The organism is Antarctobacter sp., from assembly GCF_034670325.1.
In the GTDB taxonomy this organism is placed as follows: domain Bacteria; phylum Pseudomonadota; class Alphaproteobacteria; order Rhodobacterales; family Rhodobacteraceae; genus Antarctobacter.
On sequence record NZ_JAXMNR010000003.1, the window covers coordinates 28,597 to 48,028 of the forward strand.

17 protein-coding genes and 2 pseudogenes are annotated in these 19,432 nt (G+C 59.4%); 12 read left to right on the plus strand and 7 right to left on the minus strand.

Annotated elements, in window-relative coordinates; translation table 11 throughout:
* Positions 1–11 precede the first annotated feature (11 nt).
* Positions 12–290, plus strand: a pseudogene (locus tag VOI21_RS08090) (type II toxin-antitoxin system RelE/ParE family toxin).
* Positions 291–1,052: 762 nt separating this feature from the next.
* Here the strand turns inward: VOI21_RS08090 and VOI21_RS08095 are convergent.
* The 4 genes from VOI21_RS08095 to VOI21_RS08110 are packed head-to-tail and all read right to left on the minus strand — an operon-like array spanning position 1,053 to position 5,532.
* Complete coding sequence (locus VOI21_RS08095; RefSeq protein WP_323769298.1) at positions 1,053–1,907, minus strand: hypothetical protein; 855 nt, start codon at positions 1,905–1,907, stop codon at positions 1,053–1,055.
* A 45-nt stretch (positions 1,908–1,952) separates the two neighbouring features.
* A complete protein-coding gene (locus VOI21_RS08100; RefSeq protein ID WP_323769299.1) occupies positions 1,953–3,557 on the minus strand; it encodes an acyl-CoA synthetase in 1,605 nt (534 codons plus the stop codon).
* On the minus strand, positions 3,554–4,732 hold the full coding sequence (locus VOI21_RS08105; RefSeq protein ID WP_323769300.1) for an acetyl-CoA acetyltransferase: 1,179 nt from the start codon (positions 4,730–4,732) through the stop codon (positions 3,554–3,556). Before VOI21_RS08105 ends, VOI21_RS08100 begins: the two co-directional genes overlap by 4 nt.
* Before the next feature lie 11 nt (positions 4,733–4,743).
* Entirely contained in the window at positions 4,744–5,532 is a 789-nt protein-coding gene (locus VOI21_RS08110; RefSeq protein ID WP_323769301.1) for an IclR family transcriptional regulator, read from the minus strand.
* Positions 5,533–5,717: 185 nt separating this feature from the next.
* On the opposite strand from VOI21_RS08110, the gene VOI21_RS08115 reads away from it, so the two are divergent.
* From VOI21_RS08115 to VOI21_RS08145, 7 genes and pseudogenes are all read left to right on the plus strand, one after another.
* The gene (locus VOI21_RS08115) at positions 5,718–6,431 is read left to right on the plus strand and encodes an SDR family oxidoreductase (RefSeq protein ID WP_323769302.1); all 714 of its coding nucleotides are present in this window, start codon (positions 5,718–5,720) and stop codon (positions 6,429–6,431) included.
* A 52-nt stretch (positions 6,432–6,483) separates the two neighbouring features.
* Positions 6,484–7,509, plus strand: a complete 1,026-nt coding sequence (locus VOI21_RS08120; RefSeq protein ID WP_323769303.1) for a TRAP transporter substrate-binding protein — start codon at positions 6,484–6,486, stop codon at positions 7,507–7,509.
* Positions 7,510–7,556: 47 nt separating this feature from the next.
* The gene (locus tag VOI21_RS08125) at positions 7,557–8,093 is read left to right on the plus strand and encodes a TRAP transporter small permease subunit (RefSeq protein ID WP_323769304.1); all 537 of its coding nucleotides are present in this window, start codon (positions 7,557–7,559) and stop codon (positions 8,091–8,093) included.
* Positions 8,093–9,457, plus strand: coding sequence for a TRAP transporter large permease subunit (locus tag VOI21_RS08130; protein WP_323769305.1), 1,365 nt, complete (start codon positions 8,093–8,095; stop codon positions 9,455–9,457). Before VOI21_RS08125 ends, VOI21_RS08130 begins: the two co-directional genes overlap by 1 nt.
* 10 nt (positions 9,458–9,467) lie before the next feature.
* Positions 9,468–10,265 (plus strand): SDR family NAD(P)-dependent oxidoreductase, encoded by a 798-nt coding sequence (locus VOI21_RS08135; RefSeq protein WP_323769306.1) that lies wholly within the window; start codon positions 9,468–9,470, stop codon positions 10,263–10,265.
* Positions 10,266–10,446: 181 nt separating this feature from the next.
* Positions 10,447–11,515 (plus strand): annotated as a pseudogene (locus VOI21_RS08140) (IS3 family transposase).
* A gap of 111 nt (positions 11,516–11,626) precedes the next feature.
* On the plus strand, positions 11,627–13,000 hold the full coding sequence (locus tag VOI21_RS08145; protein ID WP_323769307.1) for a dihydroorotase family protein: 1,374 nt from the start codon (positions 11,627–11,629) through the stop codon (positions 12,998–13,000).
* An 11-nt stretch (positions 13,001–13,011) separates the two neighbouring features.
* On the opposite strand, the gene VOI21_RS08150 is transcribed toward VOI21_RS08145, so the two are convergent.
* Entirely contained in the window at positions 13,012–13,830 is an 819-nt protein-coding gene (locus VOI21_RS08150) for an aspartate dehydrogenase (protein WP_323769308.1), read from the minus strand.
* Positions 13,831–14,280: 450 nt separating this feature from the next.
* On the opposite strand from VOI21_RS08150, the gene VOI21_RS08155 reads away from it, so the two are divergent.
* The 4 genes from VOI21_RS08155 to VOI21_RS08170 all read left to right on the plus strand — a co-directional run bounded on the left by VOI21_RS08155 (position 14,281) and on the right by VOI21_RS08170 (position 17,755).
* Positions 14,281–15,276 (plus strand): TRAP transporter substrate-binding protein, encoded by a 996-nt coding sequence (locus VOI21_RS08155; RefSeq protein WP_323769309.1) that lies wholly within the window; start codon positions 14,281–14,283, stop codon positions 15,274–15,276.
* 75 nt (positions 15,277–15,351) lie between these two features.
* Positions 15,352–15,828, plus strand: a complete 477-nt coding sequence (locus VOI21_RS08160) for a TRAP transporter small permease (protein WP_323769310.1) — start codon at positions 15,352–15,354, stop codon at positions 15,826–15,828.
* Positions 15,825–17,099 carry a TRAP transporter large permease gene (locus VOI21_RS08165; RefSeq protein ID WP_323769312.1) on the plus strand — a complete coding sequence of 425 codons (1,275 nt, stop codon included), beginning with the start codon at positions 15,825–15,827 and terminating at the stop codon, positions 17,097–17,099. Before VOI21_RS08160 ends, VOI21_RS08165 begins: the two co-directional genes overlap by 4 nt.
* Complete coding sequence (locus VOI21_RS08170) at positions 17,096–17,755, plus strand: cysteine hydrolase (protein ID WP_323769313.1); 660 nt, start codon at positions 17,096–17,098, stop codon at positions 17,753–17,755. The genes VOI21_RS08165 and VOI21_RS08170 overlap by 4 nt, the downstream gene beginning before the upstream one ends.
* Here the strand turns inward: VOI21_RS08170 and VOI21_RS08175 are convergent.
* Together VOI21_RS08175 and VOI21_RS08180 are read right to left on the minus strand one after the other, a co-directional pair.
* The gene (locus VOI21_RS08175; protein WP_323769314.1) at positions 17,724–18,704 is read right to left on the minus strand and encodes a LysR substrate-binding domain-containing protein; all 981 of its coding nucleotides are present in this window, start codon (positions 18,702–18,704) and stop codon (positions 17,724–17,726) included. The genes VOI21_RS08170 and VOI21_RS08175 overlap by 32 nt on opposite strands.
* Positions 18,705–18,774: 70 nt before the next feature.
* Positions 18,775–19,395 (minus strand): LysR substrate-binding domain-containing protein, encoded by a 621-nt coding sequence (locus VOI21_RS08180; protein WP_323769820.1) that lies wholly within the window; start codon positions 19,393–19,395, stop codon positions 18,775–18,777.
* Between the last annotated feature and the right edge of the window lie 37 nt (positions 19,396–19,432).

Here is a 19,432-nt window from a genome sequence, read left to right on the forward strand (position 1 = left end):
GGCCTGATCCGATGCCCGTCATTCGAATACCGGAAGGGGCGTCCCACCGCCTCGATGACACTAGCGATACATCCGTGACAGGTGGGGTGACGAACAGGCCGAAGAATACATCACCGGCCTGTTCGTCGCCTTCGAAAATATTGTTCGGCGTCGAAGGGTTCATCTTTCGATACGAGCGCCATTTCGTCTACTGGCGACATCTCTCGAACGGCGACATCGGGATTGTGACAATCCTGTACGAGCGCATGCATCAGATCGACCGGATTGGGGAAGATTTCGGGCTCGCATGATCGGATGCCTTTTCAAGGCGCATCAGATTTGTGCAGGGTGGTATCGTGGATGTTCGCACGGTCTAGCGGTGGCCGTAGATATCAACGTGCTTGAAATGAGGAGGATGCCGCTCTCGCCAGACGGCATCGCCATGTGAGACGATTGCAGTATTGAAAGCGCACGTAGCGTACATCCAGAGAAAGCTATCAATTTAAAATCAATGACTTCCGACCCAGAGAAGGATTGACGCCAGTCCCATCCGTTCCGCCACTTGCCCTTGAGAAACTTTCCCCTCCGTCCGGCTACGGCCGGAATTTCTTGCGTTTTCAGAGGGGTTTGAGGATCGGGCTAAACACCGCCGTGCCGGCCGTTAGCCCAATATCCGTTCTCTCAGCGGGTTTTTCCCTGGACGTCATGACTACGTAGTTTTGGTGAATCGCCTGAGCCACGTTGAAATTACGTGGCTTTCTGGAAGCCCTACCTGAATACTCCGACCGGAGTCGCGTGCGGTCAGATGGATCAGGAATCGAACCTTCGCCAGCCTATGTTTCAGCAAGCACTTTGACTTCTGCGGTGCAGCATTCCGTGACGCTGTTCACGAAGGGCGGGTTCCCGACCTCCGTTGCGTCGGTCGCGAACGGCATCAGTGCTTACAAAGCGTAAGGCCGCCCCGTGTTTTAGCTAGACCTTGTTTCTTGGCAACCCAGACACGTTTCGGACCAACGAGCTGTTTCGCCGGGGTTCGGGCGATCGCGGCGACCCGTAGAAGCGGCCCGACGGGCTCACCCCGTTCGGTGCGACACAAGCAGCATTTCGAACGTGACCAGAACCGGCCCCTTGGTTGGCACAAGGTTGCCCTGATAGATTTGACCGGACGGGTCCACGCATACCAGCGGCAAGTCAAGGCAGCGACCGTCACGAACCAGACAACCCGCAAGCAGAAGCACTTCGGACAACGTCGATGACATTGGCGGCGCGCCTGTAAAGCGTGCACCGATCAGACTACCCAGACCATGGACTTGCACATCGGGGAGGCCCGCCTCGGCGCAGGCGGACTCAAGCGCGGTATGCAGGTCTTCGTGCGGGCGGACTGTCAGCAGGGCGGCGTTCGGCAGCGCCTGCACCGTGCAAGGGTGCGGTTGAAACAGCGGAAATTTGGTTTCCGGATCCAGTGTCACCTCTAATCTGGCTCCGGTCAGCAGCCAGACTTCGACGGTACAATCCCGGGCGAGAACGCATAGATCGTTCAGAAGATGCCCCATTGCCGGGGTGTCGCCGCCCCAGATGGCATGGGTGTGCAGGAACCAGGCGCCGTCACGTAATCCGACCGAGGCGGTTGCCCGATCCAGAGTGATGTCTTTCGCGATGTGTGTTTCGCTGTACCACGCGGCGTGGGCGTCGTCGGCGGGACCATCGGGCATGACATAGTGCATGTCCGAGAAGCCCACCCCGTCGAGAATTGCGCAGGCGCCATCGGCGCCCGCGGCCCCAACTTCGGCGCCGATGGCATTAAGCAGGGTCATCCCGGCTTTCAGGTGCAGCAACGCACGGCGGGCGTGGCACGGGATCAGCGCATAGCGCTCGGGCTGTTCGGGGCCTGGATGGGTCACCCAATCGCGGCTGTTGCCGTCAGGCATCGGCGTCGCGTCGGGTCTGCGCGGGGCGGGAATGGGGCGCATGGCTCAGGCCCCCTCGGGGCTGGGCTGCGGGATCAGGCCGCGCGCGGTCAGTTCTTCGCGCACCAGTTTCTTGGTGATTTTGCCATAGGCAGTCTTGGGCATCTCATCGAGGAAGACGTAGAAACGCGGCATCTTGTATTTTGCGACACGCCCGTCGAGCCACGTTCGCAGCGTGCCTTCCTCTACTTGCGCCCCGCTTTCCGGCACGCAGACGCATAGCCCGACTTCGCCCCAGCGGGGATCAGGCACACCGAGGATCGCCACCTCGCTGACACCGTTGACGGCCAGCAGGATTTCCTCGATCTCGCGCGGATAGACGTTGGACCCGCCCGAGATATACATGTCCGAGGAGCGTCCGGTGATGAACAGGTAGCCCTGTTCGTCAAGGTGGCCCAGATCGCCGGTGCGGAACCAGCCATTGCGGAACGCCTTGGCATTCGCCCCCTCGTCGTCGAAATAACCGGGGAAGACGGCGGGGCCGATGACGCAGATCTCGCCGGTCTGGCCGGGGGTGCACAGCGTGCCACTCTCATCCTGGATGGTGACCTGAAGGCCGGTGCGTTCCACGCCGCAGGTGCCGGGGCGGGCCTCTGGCGTATCCTCGAGGTGGTGATCCTCGGGACGCATGACCGTAATGGCACCGGTGACTTCGCCAAGGCCGTAATACTGAACCAGCACCGGCCCAAGTGCTTGAAGCGCGCGCTTTTGATCCGCGCGATACATCGGCGCACCGGCATAGATCACATGGCGCAGCGAAGAATGGTCGAACTGGTCTACAGAAGGGTCCTCGACCAGAATCTTCACGATGGTCGGCACGGTGAACATGTTGCTCACCTTCCACTCCTGTACCATCCGCCAGGCCTGTGCAGGGTCGAACCGCCCCTGCGGCAGGATCACGCTTTTGGCTCCGGCGGCGATCTGCGCCATCGCATGCGCCGCAGCCCCGTGGCTCAGCGGCGCCACCACCAGCGACGCATCGCGCGAGGACAGGCCCGGCATCAGGTCGTTCATGTGGTTGAGGATGGTAAAGGTCATTTGGCCGTGGGTCAGCACAACCGCCTTGGGCCGCCCGGTCGAGCCTGAAGTGAAGAACAGCCAGCAGGGATCGTCACGGGTGACGTCCTCGTTGTTGAAATCTGTTCCAAGGTGGCGGTCCACCAGCGCCTCATAGCTGTGGGCGTCGGGCAGCTGGCCAAGGGCGATGATGTGATCGACCAGACCGGCGCAGGCATTGGCATGATCGGGAAAGGTCTCTTCGACGAAGATCGCCCGTGCGCGGGATTTCTGGCACTGGAAGGCGACCTCGTCAGTGCCTTGCCGGAAATTCGCCGGCGCCCAGATGAGTCCCGCCCGGAACACTGCCATCATGATTTCAAGCATCTGGTTGTTGTTGGCCGATTGCACCAGAACGGTGTCGCCCTTTGCCAACCCCAGATCGCGCCGCAAGGCATGGGCCAAGGCGCTGACACGGGCGTCGAACTGCCCCCAAGTCCACGTCTGGTCGTTGTAAACCGTCGCCACCGCGTCGGGCTGCCGCTTTGCCTGTTTTGTCAGGAAATAAGCGATGTTCGGGACGCGGGTGCTGCTTGGCCAGATTGCCTCGCTCATTTGACGCGCTCCAAGATCGAGGTGTAGTTGGCCACCGCGGCGCCGCCCATGTTGAAAACACCGGCCAAAGCCGCGCCGTCCTTTTGCATCTCGCCCGCCTCACCGGTCAGCTGCATCGCCGCCATGACGTGCATCGACACGCCGGTCGCGCCCAAGGGGTGCCCGCGTGCCTTCAGCCCGCCGGACAGGTTGACGGGCAGCCTGCCATCGGCCTGCGTAACGCCCTCGCGGATGACGCGGTGACCCTGACCCGGTTCGGCCAGCCCCATCGCCTCGTATTCCAGCATCTCGGCGATGGTGAAACAGTCATGGGTTTCGACCAAATCCAGATCATCGAGCGTGATCGACGCCTCGTCCAATGCGCCTTTCCAGGCGCGCGCCGCCCCGCCAAACGAGTAGGGCGCAGGCCGTCGGGACAGCGCCATGAAGTCATTGGCGTGATGATGCGCGCGGAATTGCACGGCCTTTCCCATGCCTTCTGCGGTCTCGGCGTCACAGACCACCATCACCGCCGCCCCGTCGGAAATCAGTGAACAGTCGGACCGGCGCAGAGGCCCGGCCACCACAGGGTTCTTGTCGCTGACGGTGTTGCAAAAGGCGTACCCGAGGTCCTTGTGCATATGGGCGACAGGGTTCTTCATCGCGTTGTGATGGTTCTTGGCCGAGATCATCGCAAGCGCGTCAGATTGGTCGCCAAAAGCCTGGAAATAGCTCTGCGCGATATGGCCGAAGACCCCGGCAAATCCGGGGCTGAAATGCCCTTCTTCGGCGTAGTAACTGCCTCGCAACATCAGGGCGGCGGCTTCGGCGGGCGGAATGGTCGTCATCTTCTCGACGCCGACGACCAGGGCGATCTTGCCGCGTCCGGACTGGACGAAATCCAGCGCCGAATACAGTGCCGCGGATCCGGTGGCGCAGGCGTTTTCCAGTCGGGACGCCGGTACATGCGCCAGTTCGGGCACCGCCATGCCGACCAGCCCGGCCTCGAAGCTTTGGGTGACGAAGCCGCTGTTGAAGGTGCCAAGGAAGATGCCATCGACATCCGCCGCCGTGATCCCGGCATCGTCCAGCGCAGCAGGGACGGTGGCCTTGATCAGGCTTTCAGTATCGGGCGAGTCGGCGAGGTTGCCGAATTTGGAATGCGCCCAGCCGATCACACAGGGTTGGTTGCTCATGGTCGTCTCCTTCAGATGGGCCGATTGGGTGGCTGCCGCGCCTCTATACGGGCGGCTTCGGATTTCAGCATCTCGGCCAGTTGCGGCTGGCGGTCCGGGGTCATGCGGCTGTCGATTGCGGCGATGGACAGCGCGCCAAGCGCTGTGCCAGACGGCCCGCGCACCGGTACGCCGATGGCCCAGGAATTGGCGACATACATGCCAGGGTTTAGGCTCCAGCCGCGGTCGCGGGCAATGGCCAACTCGTTCAGCAAAAAGGCATCGTCAAAGCCGGGGAATTGTGCTGCGCGCTCGTCGCGTGTGGCGTCGATCACTTCTTGCGCCTCCTCCTCTGACAGGGCGGACAGAATCGCCATCGCCCCCGCGCCGACCCCCAAGGGGTGGCGCGCGCCCGGTTGCAAGACATGGGTCCGGATTGGAAAGCCGCCCTCTTCGCGGTGCAGGCAGACGGAATGCGCGCCCCGTCGGATCGAGACGAAACTGCTGTCGCCGCTGGCATCCGCCAGCCGCAACAGACTTTCCATCGACACGTCGAGCAGAGTGTGTCGCCGCGCCGCGCTGGTGCCCGCGATCAGGCATTCGGGGCCGGGGTAATAGGCTCCCTCGGGGCTTTGTTCGACATAGCCGGACCGGATCAGCGCCAGCAGGATGCGGCGCACGGTGGGGCGACTGAGGCCAGTTTCACGGGTCAGGACAGGCATCGGCACCTCTTTCCCGCCATGAGTCGAGATCAGCGACAGCAGCATCAAGGCGCGGTCGATGCTTTGGCTTCCGGCGACTGACTTACCATTAGTATCCATAATGTGGATGTCCTCCCAAGTACATTTATGCCAGTAGGAATGTCCAGACTCAAGAAAGAATGCTTATTCTATTGTGGTGAAAATAGAGGGTTTACAGCCGGGACTTTCGAAATCTATTCTGATGCCGAAATCATGTCCACAATATGGATAATGAATCGTCCTCAAGCGGGGGAGGCTGTCTGGACATGGCACGTGGCACAGCCATTGTGACTGGCGGGTCGGGGACTTTGGGCCTGGCCATCGGGCGGGCGCTGCGGGCAGACGGCTGGCCGGTGCTGTTGGTCGACCTGTCCGAGGGCGTGACAAAGGCCGCCGCCGGCATTGGCGCACAAGGAGTTCAGGCCGACCTGACCGACCCTGCCGCCCGCGCTGACCTGGTCGACAAGGCGGGTTGCATCGGCGCGCTGGTCAACTGCGCAGGGATCGGACGGGTCGTGCCCTTCTTCGACACGGACGAGGCGCTGTGGGATGCGATGCTGCATGTCAATCTGACCGTGCCGATGCGCCTGTCGCAGGCCGTCGCGCGTGTCATGGCCGACCAAAGTGGCGGTGTAATCGTCAACATTGCCTCGGTGTCGGGCCAGCAGGCCAGCCGCGGGCGCGTGGCCTATGGTACGTCCAAGGCCGGGCTGATCCATCTGACCAAACAAATGGCGGTCGAACTGGCAGAGCACGGCATCCGCTGCAATGCCGTCGCGCCGGGCCCGGTCGAAGGGCCGCTTGCCAAACACCACCCGCCGGAACAGCGTCAACGTTATCTCGAAACGATCCCTCAGGGACGTTATGCCGAGGCGCCCGAGATCGCCGAGGCCGTGCGCTTTCTGGTGTCGGATGGCGCATCGAACATAACGGGCCATTGCCTGAACGTGGATGGAGGATGGCAGGTCGCGGGAGTCTGACCCCGTCTGCCGAAGAACTGCCGGACCCCCGGCGCACCGTGGAGGAGAAACCATGAAACGTACCCTGATGGCAGCCACCGCTGCCGCAACGCTCGCGCTGCCAGCTTTTGCGCGCGACATCGAGATGCAGTCGATCTATCCCGGCTCGCTGCCTCTGCTCGGCTCGTCCGGCGCGGAACTGGGCGGGCGCGTGTCCGCAATTACCGGGGGCGAGCTGAACTTCGTCTTCCGCAATCCGGGCGAAATCGTCGCGGGTAATGAAATCTGGGACGCCTTGTCCACCGGCGCCATCGAAGCGGCATGGTATAGCCCCGGTTTCGCCGAAGGCGTGGTGCCGTCAGCCTCGCTGTTCACGGCCTTTCCCTTTGGCCCGGACGTGCGCGAATACACCGCTTGGTGGTACAATGGCGGTGGCTACGAACTGTGGAACGAGATTTCCGCGCCCTACAACATCCATTCCGAATTGTGCTCGATCCTCGCCCCCGAGGCGTCTGGCTGGTTCAAAGAGCCGATCAACTCGCCCGAGGATCTGAAGGGCAAGAAGATGCGGATCTTCGGCCTTGGTGCCGCAGTAATGGAAAAGCTGGGCGTTGCCGCGCAATCCATGCCCCCTGCGGATACCATGAGCGCGCTGAACCTTGGCACGATCGATGCGGCGGAAATGTCGTTCCCGGCGATCGACTATGCGCTGGGCATGTATGAACACGCCAAACACCTGTATTTTCCCGGTTGGCACCAGCAGACATCGCTGATCGTGTTCATGATGAACACCGACAGCTGGAACGCGCTGTCCGACCGTGACCGCGCCGCAATCCAGGAAGTCTGCGCCGCCAACGTCGCCCGCACCACCGCGCAGGGCGAGGCCATCGAACTGGAGCCGTTGGCCAAGATGCAGAACGATCATGGTGTGACCGTGCATCGCTGGTCGGACGAGATGCTGCAGACCTTCAGCGACACCTGGGATGAAGTTGTGGCGGAAAAGACCGCCGAAAACGCAGAGTTCAAGCGCGTCTGGGACCACATTCAGGCTTTCCGCGCCGACTATGCCCAGTGGAAAGAACTCGGCTACGTCGACTGACCTGACCCGCGCGGGTCCTCGTGGCCCGCGCAAACCCGGAGGCCCAGATGCAAACCTGCCTGACCCTGTCCCGCTGGCTGGCGATGCCATGCCGGTGGTTCGCCGCCCTGTGTGGCGCGCTGCTGCTCATCCTCGCAGCGGTGATCCTGTATGACGTGATCGGACGGCGCTTTTTTGCGACGGGCTCGTTCAAACTGCAGGAACTGGAATGGCATCTGCATGGCGCGATTGCGGTGCTGGGCTTTGGCTATGCCTACCTGAAGGACGCGCATGTGCGCATCGACATCTTTGTGGACAAGATCGGCGAGCGCCGCCGTGTCTGGTGGGAGCTGGCCGCGATTGTCCTGTTTCTGCTGCCCTTTATGGCGCTGCTCTTATGGTACGGTTATGACTTTGCAGAGCGATCGTTCCAGCGCGGAGAAACCTCCAACGGCGGCGTCGGCCTGTCCAATCGCTGGATCATCAAGTCGACAATCCCGATGGCGGCCCTATTGACGATCCTTGGCGGGATGTCGGTGGCCCTGCGCTGCATCGTGACTCTGGCGAGGCCCGACCTGCTCCCAACCCCGTTCGAGGCCGACTGATGGAAACCCTGATCGATTTCCTGCCGGGCTTCATGTTCCTGGCGCTGATCCTTGGCCTGTTCTCCAGCTTGCCAGTGGGCATCATGCTGATGGGGGTGACGCTGATCTTTGGCGTAATCGCTCTGAACCTTGGCGAAATGCGCGCCGCTCAGGTTACCCTTCTGCCCAACCGCATCTTTGGCGGGATCATCGAAAACCCGGTGCTGGTTGCGGCCCCCATGTTCGTCTTCATGGGGCTGGTGCTGGAGAAGACCCGCGTCGCCGACGATCTGCTGATCGCCCTGCAAAAGCTGCTGCGCGTGGTGCCGGGTGGGCTGGCGCTGGCCGTGACTTTGGTCGGCACGATCCTGGCCGCCGCGACGGGCATCATCGGCGCGTCGGTCGTGATGCTGACCGCGCTGGCGCTGCCGACGATGATCGCACGGGGGTATTCACCCTCGCTGGCCGCCGGCACAATTGCCAGCGCCGGGACGCTGGGCATCCTGATCCCGCCCTCGGTCATGCTGGTCTTCATGGGGGATCTGCTGACGCTGAACCTTGCCAAGCTTTTTGTCGCCGCCCTGCTGCCTGGACTGGTGCTGGCGGGTCTGTACCTTGTTTACATTGTTACGATCGCCGTGCTGCGCCCCGAACTGGCCCCCAAGGCGCCTCGTGATGGCACCGAGAAGTTCGACGGCTGGTCGGAAATGATCCTGTCCCTTGGCCTGCCCTTCTTGTTGATCGTGGCTGTGCTGGGGTCCATCCTTGGCGGTATTGCCACGCCGACCGAGGCGTCGGGCGTCGGGGCTGTTGCGGCGCTGGTCCTTGGCCTCGTGCGGGGGCGGCTGAACTGGACCGCGCTGTCCACCGCGCTGGACGGGTCGGTGCGCACCATCTCGATGCTGTTCTTCATCTTCGTCGGGGCGACAGCATTTTCCTATGTCTTCCGCCTGATCGGGGGCGAGCATTTCATCGTCGAGACCGCGCGCAGCCTGTCGTTCGGTGACTGGGGGCTGCTCTTTATGATGATGGTCATGATCTTTGTCATGGGGTTCTTCTTTGACTGGATCGAGATCACGCTGATCATGCTGCCGATCTTTGCACCGATCGTGAAGACCATGCACTTTGGCGACCACGTCGCCGGGCCGGACATGATCTATTGGTTCGCGATCCTCGTGGCGGTGAACCTGCAGACCTCGTTCCTGACGCCACCGTTTGGGTTTGCGCTGTTCTATCTCAAGGGGGCAGGTGGCGCACATGTCAACATGGCGCAGATCTATCGCGGCATCATCCCCTTTGTCCTAGTGCAACTGGGCGCGCTGATGTTGTTCATATGGCAACCCCAGATCGTGATGTGGCTGCCAGGCGTCTTGCTGGGTAACTGAGAGGGTGACGATGTTCAATCTGACCGATCAAGTGGCTCTGGTCTTTGGCGCGGGATCCTCCGGCCCGGGCTGGGGCAATGGCAAGGCCGCCGCCGTGGCCTATGCCCGTGCCGGGGCTTGTGTCGCCTGTTTCGACCTGAACGCGGCAGCGGCGGACGAGACCGCGCATATCATCGAGAGCGAGGGCAACCGGGCCATCGCCCTGACCGGCAACGCCACCGTCGAGGACGACGTGGCCAGGGCCGTCACCCAAACGCTGGCAGAGTTCGGCAAGATCGAAATCCTGCACAACAACATCGGCATCACCCCCTTTGGCGGGCCGGTCACCATGGTGCTGGAGGACTGGGACCGCGCCATGGACGTCAACGTCAAGAGCGTGTTGCTGTCCGCGCGGCATGTCCTGCCGCACATGGAAGAGCGCGGGTATGGCGTGGTGACCAATATCTCGTCGGTCGCAGGCATCCGCATCTCGGGTTATGACATGGCGGCTTATGCCACCAGCAAGGCGGCGATGAACCAGCTGACCCGCGCCATCGCCCTGCAATACGCGCCAAAGGGCATTCGCGCGAACGCCATCCTGCCGGGGCTGATCGACACGCCGTTGGTACGCCATGCCGAAGGGTTCAAGGGCCACCATGGCGATGCCGATAAACAGATGGCCGAACGCGACGCGATGAGCCCCACCGGCAAGATGGGCGATGCATGGGACGTGGCCCACGCCGCCGTCTTTCTGGCCTCGCGCGAGGCGAAATACATCAACGGGGTTCTGCTACCCGTGGATGGCGGATTGTCCTGCCGCGCCCGATAGGGACTGATCAGGTCCGGAAAACGCGCATACGTAACGACGCGACTTTGTTTGCGGCCCATTGGACGGCTCTTCAGCATGGAACCAAAGAGCCAAGAACGGGCATTTGGTGTGTGCGACACTAATGACGGCTAAGGGTGAGCCGCCCCGGGTCTGTCGGAGACCATCAACTTGAGTAAGGATGATGGTTCTGACGAAAAGCGAAATGGCAAATCGCTACTCGCCTGATATCCGCGCACGTGCGGCCCGGTTGGTCTTTGAGCATCAAGGCTCATACGAAACACAGGCGGGCGCGATCGCGGCCATTGCCCCAAAAATTGGCTGTATTCCTCAGACTCTGCGCGAATGGTTTAAGAGGGCGGAGAAAGACAGCGGCATGCGCGACGGTGTGACCACTGAAGAGCGCGACCGGATCAAGACTCTCGAACGCGAGAACCGTGAGCTGCGCCAGGCGCGCCTCGCGGATCCGTCCAAAGCTTCGGCACGCCATCAGCGGGATACCGAGCTACGCCCTGAAATTAAACGGGTCTGGGATGAGAATTACTAGGTCTACGGAGTCCGCAAGGCATGGCATCAGCTGAAGCGGGAGGGCTTTGAGCTGGCGCGCTGCACCGTGGAGCGCCTAGCGAAACAGCACGGCATCCGTGGGGCCGTGCGCGGAAAGGTGGTCAAAACAACGTTCCTTGATACGGCAGTCCCCCTGTCCGCGCGACAAGGTGAACCGCGTGTTCCTGGCCGCTGTACCAAACCTGCTCTGGGTCAGCGATTTTACCTTTGTGCCCACGTGGCAGGGCTTTGTTTATGTTGCCTCCGTCATAGGCACATTCGCTGACCGCATTGTCAGATGGCGGGTCTCGCGGTCTGCCAAAACGGACTTTGTGTCCCCTCTCGGCGGATTTATTTCACAAATCACCCGTCGGGCAATGGATGCGCCGGAACAGGTCCTGCATGATCTACGCCCTGTTCAGGAAGGCGGATTGGTCCATCATTCGCTTCGCGGTGGGCAATATTCGTCCATTCGCTACACCGAGCGTCTGCCCGAAACCGGGATCGAACCACCTGTCGGCAGCGTCGGGGACTAATACGACAATGCTCTCGCTGAATCCATAAACGGTCTCTGCAAAAACGAACTTGTCCGTCGCCAAGGCCCGTGGCGTAACATGCAGGATCTGGAAATAGCCACCCTCGGATGGGTCGATTGGTTCAACCACGGGCGCCTGCTCGGGCCTATCGGAAACATCCCAATTTTTTGATGGGGGATTACCACACCACCAAATGTCATCTAAATTTTCTTAGACAGAAAACGTTCGAGTGTCTGGAGTGTTTTCGTTACTCACGGCTTATGAACCAAATGGGATTCGGAATTGTTTGATACTCTGATATTGGGCGCTGAAGTGCTTCTTCCCGAAGGGCTTTTTCGTGTGAACGTGGGCTTGCGCGATGGCGTAGTTGCGGTGGTTCTTCCGGCGGGAGAGGACGCCGATGCACGGGAGCGGATCGAGGCTGTCGGGCTAACGCTGTTACCCGGCGCGATCGACACGCATGTCCACGTTCGTGCGCCCGGGTTTGCGGAGCGAGGCACGGTCGAAACCGAAACGCGCGCTGCGGCAGCGGGGGGCGTGACAACCATACTCGAAATGCCGGTCACAATTCCGACGACCATCTCGGTCGAGCAATTGAGGTTGCGTCGTGAACACTTTGCGGCGCGGTCGCTTGTGAATTTTGGACTCTACGCTGGTTTGGGTGGTTTGGACGGCGCTGCGGCTTGCGCGCTAAAAGAGGCAGGTGCCCTTGCGTTCAAAATCTTCACGACAGGTGTGCCGCCGGGGCGTGAGGCGGAATTTGAAGGGCTGGCTTGTCCTTCGGAGGGCGGACAATACCGGGCCTTGGAGGCGGCGAAGGCTGCGGGGCTCCCGCTCGTAGTGCATTGCGAGAACGCTGGGTTATTAAGCCTTTTTGGTGAGCGCTCTGTCGAAGCGGACAAATCAAGCGCGGCGTTTATGGAACTCTCCCGACCGGCGATATGTGAAGCGGTCGCGGTGGCGAAATTGGCGGTCATGAACGCTGAAATCGGCGCCAAACTGCACATTGCCCATGTCACGAGTGCGCGAACAGTTGACGTTTTGCGGCGCTTTGCGGGGCTGTGTGACTTGACGGCGGAGGTGTGCCCGCAGTCACTTTATGCGAACGATGCAGACGTGGACCGCGTGGGCGTTTATGGAAAGACCATCCCGCCGATCCGGGGTGCGGCTGATCAAGTAGCTCTCTGGAATGCTTTGGCAGAGGGGATCATCACGCAAGTCGCGACAGACCATGCGCCGTTTGATGCCATCGAAAAGGCGGCCAGCGCAGAAAATTTTGCGGCCGCTCCTGCCGGTGTTCCCGGACTTGAGGTTCTTGTGCCGGCGATGCTTGATGCCGTTGCTCAGGGTCGCCTGACTTTGGCTGAGGCGTGGCGCTTGGTTTCAGCCAGCCCGGCGCAGCGCTTTGGTTTGACTGACCGTAAGGGCAAGATCGCAGTCGGGTGTGACGCCGATCTGATTTTGGTGGATAGAGCGGCGGTAACGGAGATCCGGGGCGACAAGTTAGAAACACAAGCACGGGGTGCAGCGCGGCTCTATGAAGGGATGCGTTTTCAGGGACAGGTCAAGCGCACGATTGTAGGTGGCAAAACGGTTTACCTGAACGGCGCCATCACTGGGGAGGCTGGTGACGGCGCCTTCGTGGGGCCTGAGTAAACCGCGTAAGACTAGGCGCCGACCACCAGAGGTGCGGTCAGGCGCTTCAGAGTGGATATCACACTGAGCGGAGTGATCCTGCCAGTCTTCGGGTTATCATCCGAAGGGATGTTTTCGATTTTCAGGGTCAGGTTCGCGCTGTCGGACACAACAGTGATCGTGTGTGTGTTTCGTTTGACCGTTGGATCTGCCCAGACTTCGAGCTGGGTCAGTTTGGTTCCAATACCCGCGAGACCAAGCGCCACGGCAACGTTCAGGTTAGCCGGAAACCCCTCGATCGCGTCATGTGCGGTTCCCTGGTAGCACTTCACCGGTTCTGTAACCGTATCGAGGTCCAATCCCATCTTTTCGATGGCGGGTGCTCCCTTAAGGCCTAAGGGGGGCTTGCGGGTGACCATTTTGACGCTTTCGATAGTGCCTTGCGCCGCTGCCTGAACGGCGTCGAGGCCAAGTATGGCGCCAGAGGGCACGAGAATGCGCCCATCATTCTCCGTAGCTATGCCTACGAGGTGTTCATTGGAGAGCAGAGCGCCGACGCTGATAACGATCAACGTCTTGCCTGCTTCAAGCGTTGGCCGGGCGATTATGTCGAGGAGGTGAGCCGGGCAGCATTCCACCACGACATCGGCGCGCTCGGCAAGATTTTCGAGCGGCAAGATCTCATACGCGCGGCTGAAACTCTGTGCCATGTAGGCTTGTGCTTTGGTGGTGTCCCTTGCTGAGACGGCAACAAGCTCCATCCCGGGGATGCCGGCGTCGAGGGCTGCGGCTACCGCTTTGCCAATGGCGCCGAAGCCGCCGACCGCTATCTTTAATGTAGGAGTTGTCATGTCATCGCACCGCCTTGGAAACGTCTTGGGCCAACCAGGATCGCGCGCGGCGTTGCCGCGGGCCCCATTACCCTAGAGACCATTCCAACGGGTCGAGGACAAAATACTTCTGCTCTTTGATGGCGATAGAAATTGTTATGTGCTCGTGGTGGGCCAAAGAGGCATTCCAGAGCCCGCCATCAACCACGATAAAATTGATGCTCTCATTTTGAGCGAATGCGACAGTTTATTGTTCTTTTTAAAGCGTAGGGCTCAGGTGTCGTGCGGTTGTGATTTCATTCTCTTGACAGCCTGCAAGGGCCGGACTTGGGCGGCGTGGTTGGTGGGCGTGGCATGATTTATTATTATGGGTTCGACATTTTTTATTGTTGGCCTGTGCGACCATCGCGCCCTTACAGTCCCTACATCGCAAATGTATCAAACAGACTTGCCTCATCGGAGATCAACGTCATGAAACTTTCTTCCAGATCCTTCCTAAAGGGCGCCTGTGCGACGATTTTGGCGTCGTTCATCGGAACGGCGGTTACGGCGCAGGAGTTCCAAGCGCTGTTTTCGCACGGTTTCAAGCCGGATTCGCCGCATCATGCAGCAGCCCTGCAAATGGTAGACGAAGTGGCCGAAGCGTCGGGCGGGCGCATTGAGATCAAGGTCTTCCATTCGGGGCAGGCGGGAACAGCTCGGGAGAATTTCGAGGCACTGCAACTTGGAAGCCTTCAGATCACAACCTCGCCCACGGCGCGGATTGCTGGTTTCGTTCCTGAACTTCAGGTCTTCGACTTGCCGTTCCTTTTCCCTTCCTATGACAAGATGGTCGAAGTGCTTGACGGTCCTGTTGGTCAGGAAATGCTCGGCCTTCTAGCGCCTCAAAACGTTCTCGGCGTTGCCTTTTACATTGATGGCCTCAAGAATATGACGGCAAACAAACCGTTGCGCACGCTTGCTGACTTTGAGGGCTTCAAGATGCGGACAATGGAAAGCCCGATCATCATGGAGCAATATCGCGCCCTTGGTGCGAACCCGGTTCCGCTCGACTTTCTCGAAGTCTACAATGCCCTGCAAATGGGCACCGTGGATGGACAGGAAAATCCAACCAACCTGATCCACGACATGAAATTCTACGAAGTGCAGGACTACCTTACCCTGACCGAACACGCGATGCTGGGCGGGATCCTGATGTTTAGCCAGGACTGGTATAACTCGCTGCCCGACGATCTTCAGGCGATCATGATGGATGCCGGCGTAACCTATGTCCAACGGCAGCGAGTGGGTGTGCAACAGATCGTTGCGCGGGATCTTGAAGCGATCGAGGCCTCCGGGACGAAAATCATCGAGCTTACCGCCGAAGAGCGCGACGTATTCCGGGAGGCGACGTTGCCGGTTCATAAGATCTACACCGAGCAATATGGTGACGCGATGCTCTCCCTCATCTACGACGCCGCCAAATAATATTGGATGCAGTGAACAAACTTGGGGCTACACCCCCGTGCTTGTTCGTTTAACAAAGTGAAAATGATAGGCTCGATGATGCGAACGTTCAGTGCGATCTCAAAGATGGAAGGTTGGCTCATCGGCTTATTACTGATCGCTGTGACGGGTGTCTTGTTTCTCAATGTCGTCATGCGGTTTGTGTTCAATAATTCGCTTGGTTGGGCCGAGGAGTTTTCGCGCTACAGTATCGTTTGGGTTACGATGATTGGTGCGAGCCTTTGCGTCAGTCGCGGTTCCCATATCGCAATTGATCCGCTGTCGCGTTTCCTCCCCGAGCGGGGGAAACGCTTATTGAACCTCGCGGTAATGCTTTTCTGCCTCGGCGCGTGCCTTGTCTTTTGCTACTACGCATGGGGAATTACTGAAAAAATTGGCCGCCTCGGACAGCGAAGTGCCACGCTCAATATTCCGATGGCATATGTTTATGCCGCAATGCCTGTGGGCTTTGCGCTGATGTCCCTTCATTTCTTATTCGCCGCAGTCGCGGTGTTGCGGAAGGGTGACGCGTGAGCTGGGTACTGCTGCTCATCCTCATGGCACTGTTGCTGACCGGAACGCCGATCTTCATTGCCATGCTCAGCGCGACGCTCGCAGTCACATGGTACTTTGTTGGCCTGCCACTTGAGGGCATCATGCAACGGGTGCTGTCGGGGATCGACAAGTTCTCTTTGCTGGCTATTCCGCTCTTCATCTTTTCGGCGAATATCATGCGCATTGGTGGGCTGTCGGCACGTATCATTTCATTGTCTCAGGCTCTGGTTGGGCATCTTCCCGGAGGCATGGCTCTGACGACTATCGTAGCCTGCATGATGTTCGGCGCGGTTTCCGGCTCTAGCCCCGCGACTGTCGTCGCTATCGGTGGCATCGTGCTGCCTGCGCTGAAAGAGGCACGCTACAGCGAGCAATTCTCCGTAGGATTGATCACCTCAAGCGCCTCAGTTGCGCTGATCATCCCCCCAAGCATTGGCATGATCGTTTATGGCGTGGTTACGGGTACATCTGTCGGAGATCTGTTTCTGGCTGGGATCATTCCGGGCCTGCTACTTGGCGCGACCTTTATGGCTTATTCATTCGCATATGCGGTCCGTCACCGGCTGCCGCTCGCGCCTGCGCCAAGTCTGAGTGATGTCTGGTCTGCCTTTTGCAAAGCCGGTTGGGCGCTGGGAGTTCCGGTCGTCATCATTGGGGGTATATACGGCGGTATCTTCACGCCCACCGAGGCCGCAGCAGTTGCTTGTATCTATGCCATCGCCGTCACGGCGCTGGTTTACCGCGAAATGAGCCCGCGTCGGCTCATTGATTGCGCCATTGAGTCCGCTGTCGGGACCGCGCAGATTATGATCCTTGTTGGAGCTGCCTCTGGGCTCGCTTGGCTGCTCACTATTGAGCAGGTCCCGCAGCAATTGTCCGGTGCTCTGCTGGGGATCAGTGAGTCTACGGTAATCATCCTGTTGATGATGAACCTTATTCTGATCGTAGCGGGGATGTTCATTGACCCGACCTCAATCACGATGATCTTTGCTCCGATTTTCCTGCCGATCAGTCTGTCCATGGGTATCAGCCCGATCCATCTCGGGTTGATCCTTGTCGTCAACAGCGCGATCGGGATGTACACCCCTCCATTTGGCTTCAATCTGTTCGTGGCATCCGGAATATCGAAGCTCTCGATTGATCGCATGGTGCCCGGGGTGATGCCCTTTATCCTGTGCGGGATCTTGGCGGTTATTGTCATAACCTTCGTCCCGCAGTTGTCGCTTTGGCTTCCGGAGTTGTTCCGGTGACGGTTGGGGCGCCCCTTTGGACGGCGGCGCAGCAACTAGGGCAGGGGCGGGCGGCCTTACTGGTTGTTGATCTTCAGAACGATTTTACCCATCCGGATGGGTTCCTTGCACGGCGGCGCGGTGTCGAGGTTGAACCTGTGCGCCGCAGCTTTCCGGCGGTGGAAAAGCTGATCTATGGTGCACGTCGCGCGGGAGTTCCGGTGATTTGGCTTTCGGTTGTGCATGAGGTTGGCGTTGAGCCGGGCAACTATCTCGCGGCCCAACTGCGAGAGCCTCCCACCTCTGGGGAGATTTCAGCGAGCGATCTCCTGACCCACCGTGGCAGTTGGGGCGCTCGATGGGACTCTGCGTTGCCGCGCCGGCTGGACGGCGAAGTATGTTTGGAGAAACCCGGTTACAACGGCTTTTACTGCACCGATCTGCCAGATACCTTAGAACGGCTCGGCGTGCAGACCCTCGTTCTGTGCGGGTGCAACACGAACGTCTGCATACAGGCCACGGCCGCTGAAGCGTTCTTTCGCGGGCATTATGTTGTTCTTGCCGCCGATGCCTGTACCTCACTCGACGGGATTGCCGCACATGACGCGGCGCTCGCGACGCATCGAAAATACTACGGGCAAGTTCTCACGGCTGATGAAATTCTGACCCACTGGTAACGGGGTCTATGGTGGGCAAATAGCCTTGCAGCCATTCTCTGAAAATGCGTACTCGTTTCTGTTCCCAACCGCTTTTGCGGCCGAATAAGTAATACTGTCCGGCGCTTGGGACGCTTGTCGAAATGGCCTGGACGAGAAGACCGGATCGTATGTCATCTTTGACGAGGATGTCTGGCACAAGGGCAATGCCGCGCCCCTCCATCGCCGCCTGAATCGCCATGAAGAAATGTCCATAGGCCGGACCTTCGTTTTGCAGTTCAACGTCCCAACCGATAACCTTTAGAAAGTCGGCCCAAGCGTGCTGTCTCGTGGCCATGTTGATTAGGGTTGCCGAGCGGAGGTCTTGTTCAGAACTGACTCCACCACGCTCCGCAATGTAGCGCGGTGACGCGACGGCTACCATGCGATCTGGCATGAGTCGGAGAAAGGTCAACTGCTCGTCAATTTTCGCCATCTCAAGATCAATTCGCACATGGCCTTTTGACTGTGTTTCCAATGTGGGTGATCCAACCCTGATCGCGAGGTCGACATCTTCGCGGTCAAAGTCCACCGGCTTGATTGAGTTCACCAGATGGATCTCGATGTCAGGGTGCTTTTCTGAGAAGTCTACAATGCGCGGCATGAGCCACTTTACCGAAAAGGTAGGTAGCACGGAGATTGTTAGGATGCCGCTTCCGCGATTGTCCCATACCCGATGCGCGGCGAATTCGATCTGGTCGAGCGCGTCCTTCAAGGGTGGGAAGAGGCGCTGGCCAGCCTCGGTCAGTTCGACGGATCGGGTCAGGCGATGAAAAAGCGCTGTACCAAAGTCTTCTTCGAGAAGTTTTATCTGGCGTGAAACCGCGGCTTGGGTGACGTTCAACTCTTCCGAAGCATTTGAAAAACTTAAGTGCCTTGCTGCGGCTTCAAATGTTTTAAGCGCATTTAGCGAGGGAAAACGGCGCTGCATGGGCTGGCGTACTCCTTACGGATGAGTATTTCTAACAAGACCTACCGTCTTCTGCGGGCGCGGCAAGGGATTACGTGTCCGTTTTGCTGGCATGGGTTTGGCAAATCTCGGTGATCAACTCGATTACTTTCGGCAGTTTGGCTGGAAGGTTGTGGATTACACAGATTTCCCGGCTACCCGCTTCTTGAGCCATCTGTACTTTATTCAGACGAAACTTGTGCAGATCGATGCCGCTCCATTCAGGCACGACCGATACGCCCATGCCATTTCCAACCATCACCGCGATGGTTTCGAGACTGTCGATGTCGCAAAGAATGTTGCGATCTATCCTGAGGGTCCGAAGGTAACTCTCGAGCTTCTCCCCACCCCAAGAGCGGGCGTCATAGCGAATAAAAGGGTGCTTTTCCAGAATCTCTTCAAGGCTGCCCTTCATTCCCCTAGGTGTGAGGAGCATATGTTTTTGTTTTTTTAAAACAGTTACGTTGCGCGACTTTGGTAGGGCAAAGTCTGGCCGGACTGTAACGGCCAGATCCAAGGTGCCTAGATTTAACCCCTCATAAAGCTGCTGAGACGTTCCTGGGACAACCTGCAGATGTAGTTTGGGGCAGGCGCTCCGGAGTGTAGCTAGGACGTAAGGGATGGTCTCGCCGAGTTCGGTCGAAATTGCGCCCATGCGCAGGTGGCCAGACATGCCGGTGGCGTCCAGACGCTCTTTGAGCGAGTCCGCA

Bases quoted from the DNA above. Each gene is read 5' to 3' on its own strand.
- VOI21_RS08095 (WP_323769298.1), bottom strand. From the start codon at position 1,907: ATGCCTGACGGCAACAGCCGCGATTGGGTGACCCATCCAGGCCCCGAA.
- VOI21_RS08100 (WP_323769299.1), bottom strand. From the start codon at position 3,557: ATGAGCGAGGCAATCTGGCCAAGCAGCACCCGCGTCCCGAACATCGCT.
- VOI21_RS08105 (WP_323769300.1), bottom strand. From the start codon at position 4,732: ATGAGCAACCAACCCTGTGTGATCGGCTGGGCGCATTCCAAATTCGGC.
- VOI21_RS08110 (WP_323769301.1), bottom strand. From the start codon at position 5,532: ATGGATACTAATGGTAAGTCAGTCGCCGGAAGCCAAAGCATCGACCGC.
- VOI21_RS08115 (WP_323769302.1), top strand. From the start codon at position 5,718: ATGGCACGTGGCACAGCCATTGTGACTGGCGGGTCGGGGACTTTGGGC.
- VOI21_RS08120 (WP_323769303.1), top strand. From the start codon at position 6,484: ATGAAACGTACCCTGATGGCAGCCACCGCTGCCGCAACGCTCGCGCTG.
- VOI21_RS08125 (WP_323769304.1), top strand. From the start codon at position 7,557: ATGCAAACCTGCCTGACCCTGTCCCGCTGGCTGGCGATGCCATGCCGG.
- VOI21_RS08130 (WP_323769305.1), top strand. From the start codon at position 8,093: ATGGAAACCCTGATCGATTTCCTGCCGGGCTTCATGTTCCTGGCGCTG.
- VOI21_RS08135 (WP_323769306.1), top strand. From the start codon at position 9,468: ATGTTCAATCTGACCGATCAAGTGGCTCTGGTCTTTGGCGCGGGATCC.
- VOI21_RS08150 (WP_323769308.1), bottom strand. From the start codon at position 13,830: ATGACAACTCCTACATTAAAGATAGCGGTCGGCGGCTTCGGCGCCATT.
- VOI21_RS08155 (WP_323769309.1), top strand. From the start codon at position 14,281: ATGAAACTTTCTTCCAGATCCTTCCTAAAGGGCGCCTGTGCGACGATT.
- VOI21_RS08160 (WP_323769310.1), top strand. From the start codon at position 15,352: ATGATGCGAACGTTCAGTGCGATCTCAAAGATGGAAGGTTGGCTCATC.
- VOI21_RS08175 (WP_323769314.1), bottom strand. From the start codon at position 18,704: ATGCAGCGCCGTTTTCCCTCGCTAAATGCGCTTAAAACATTTGAAGCC.
- VOI21_RS08180 (WP_323769820.1), bottom strand. From the start codon at position 19,395: ATGTCTGGCCACCTGCGCATGGGCGCAATTTCGACCGAACTCGGCGAG.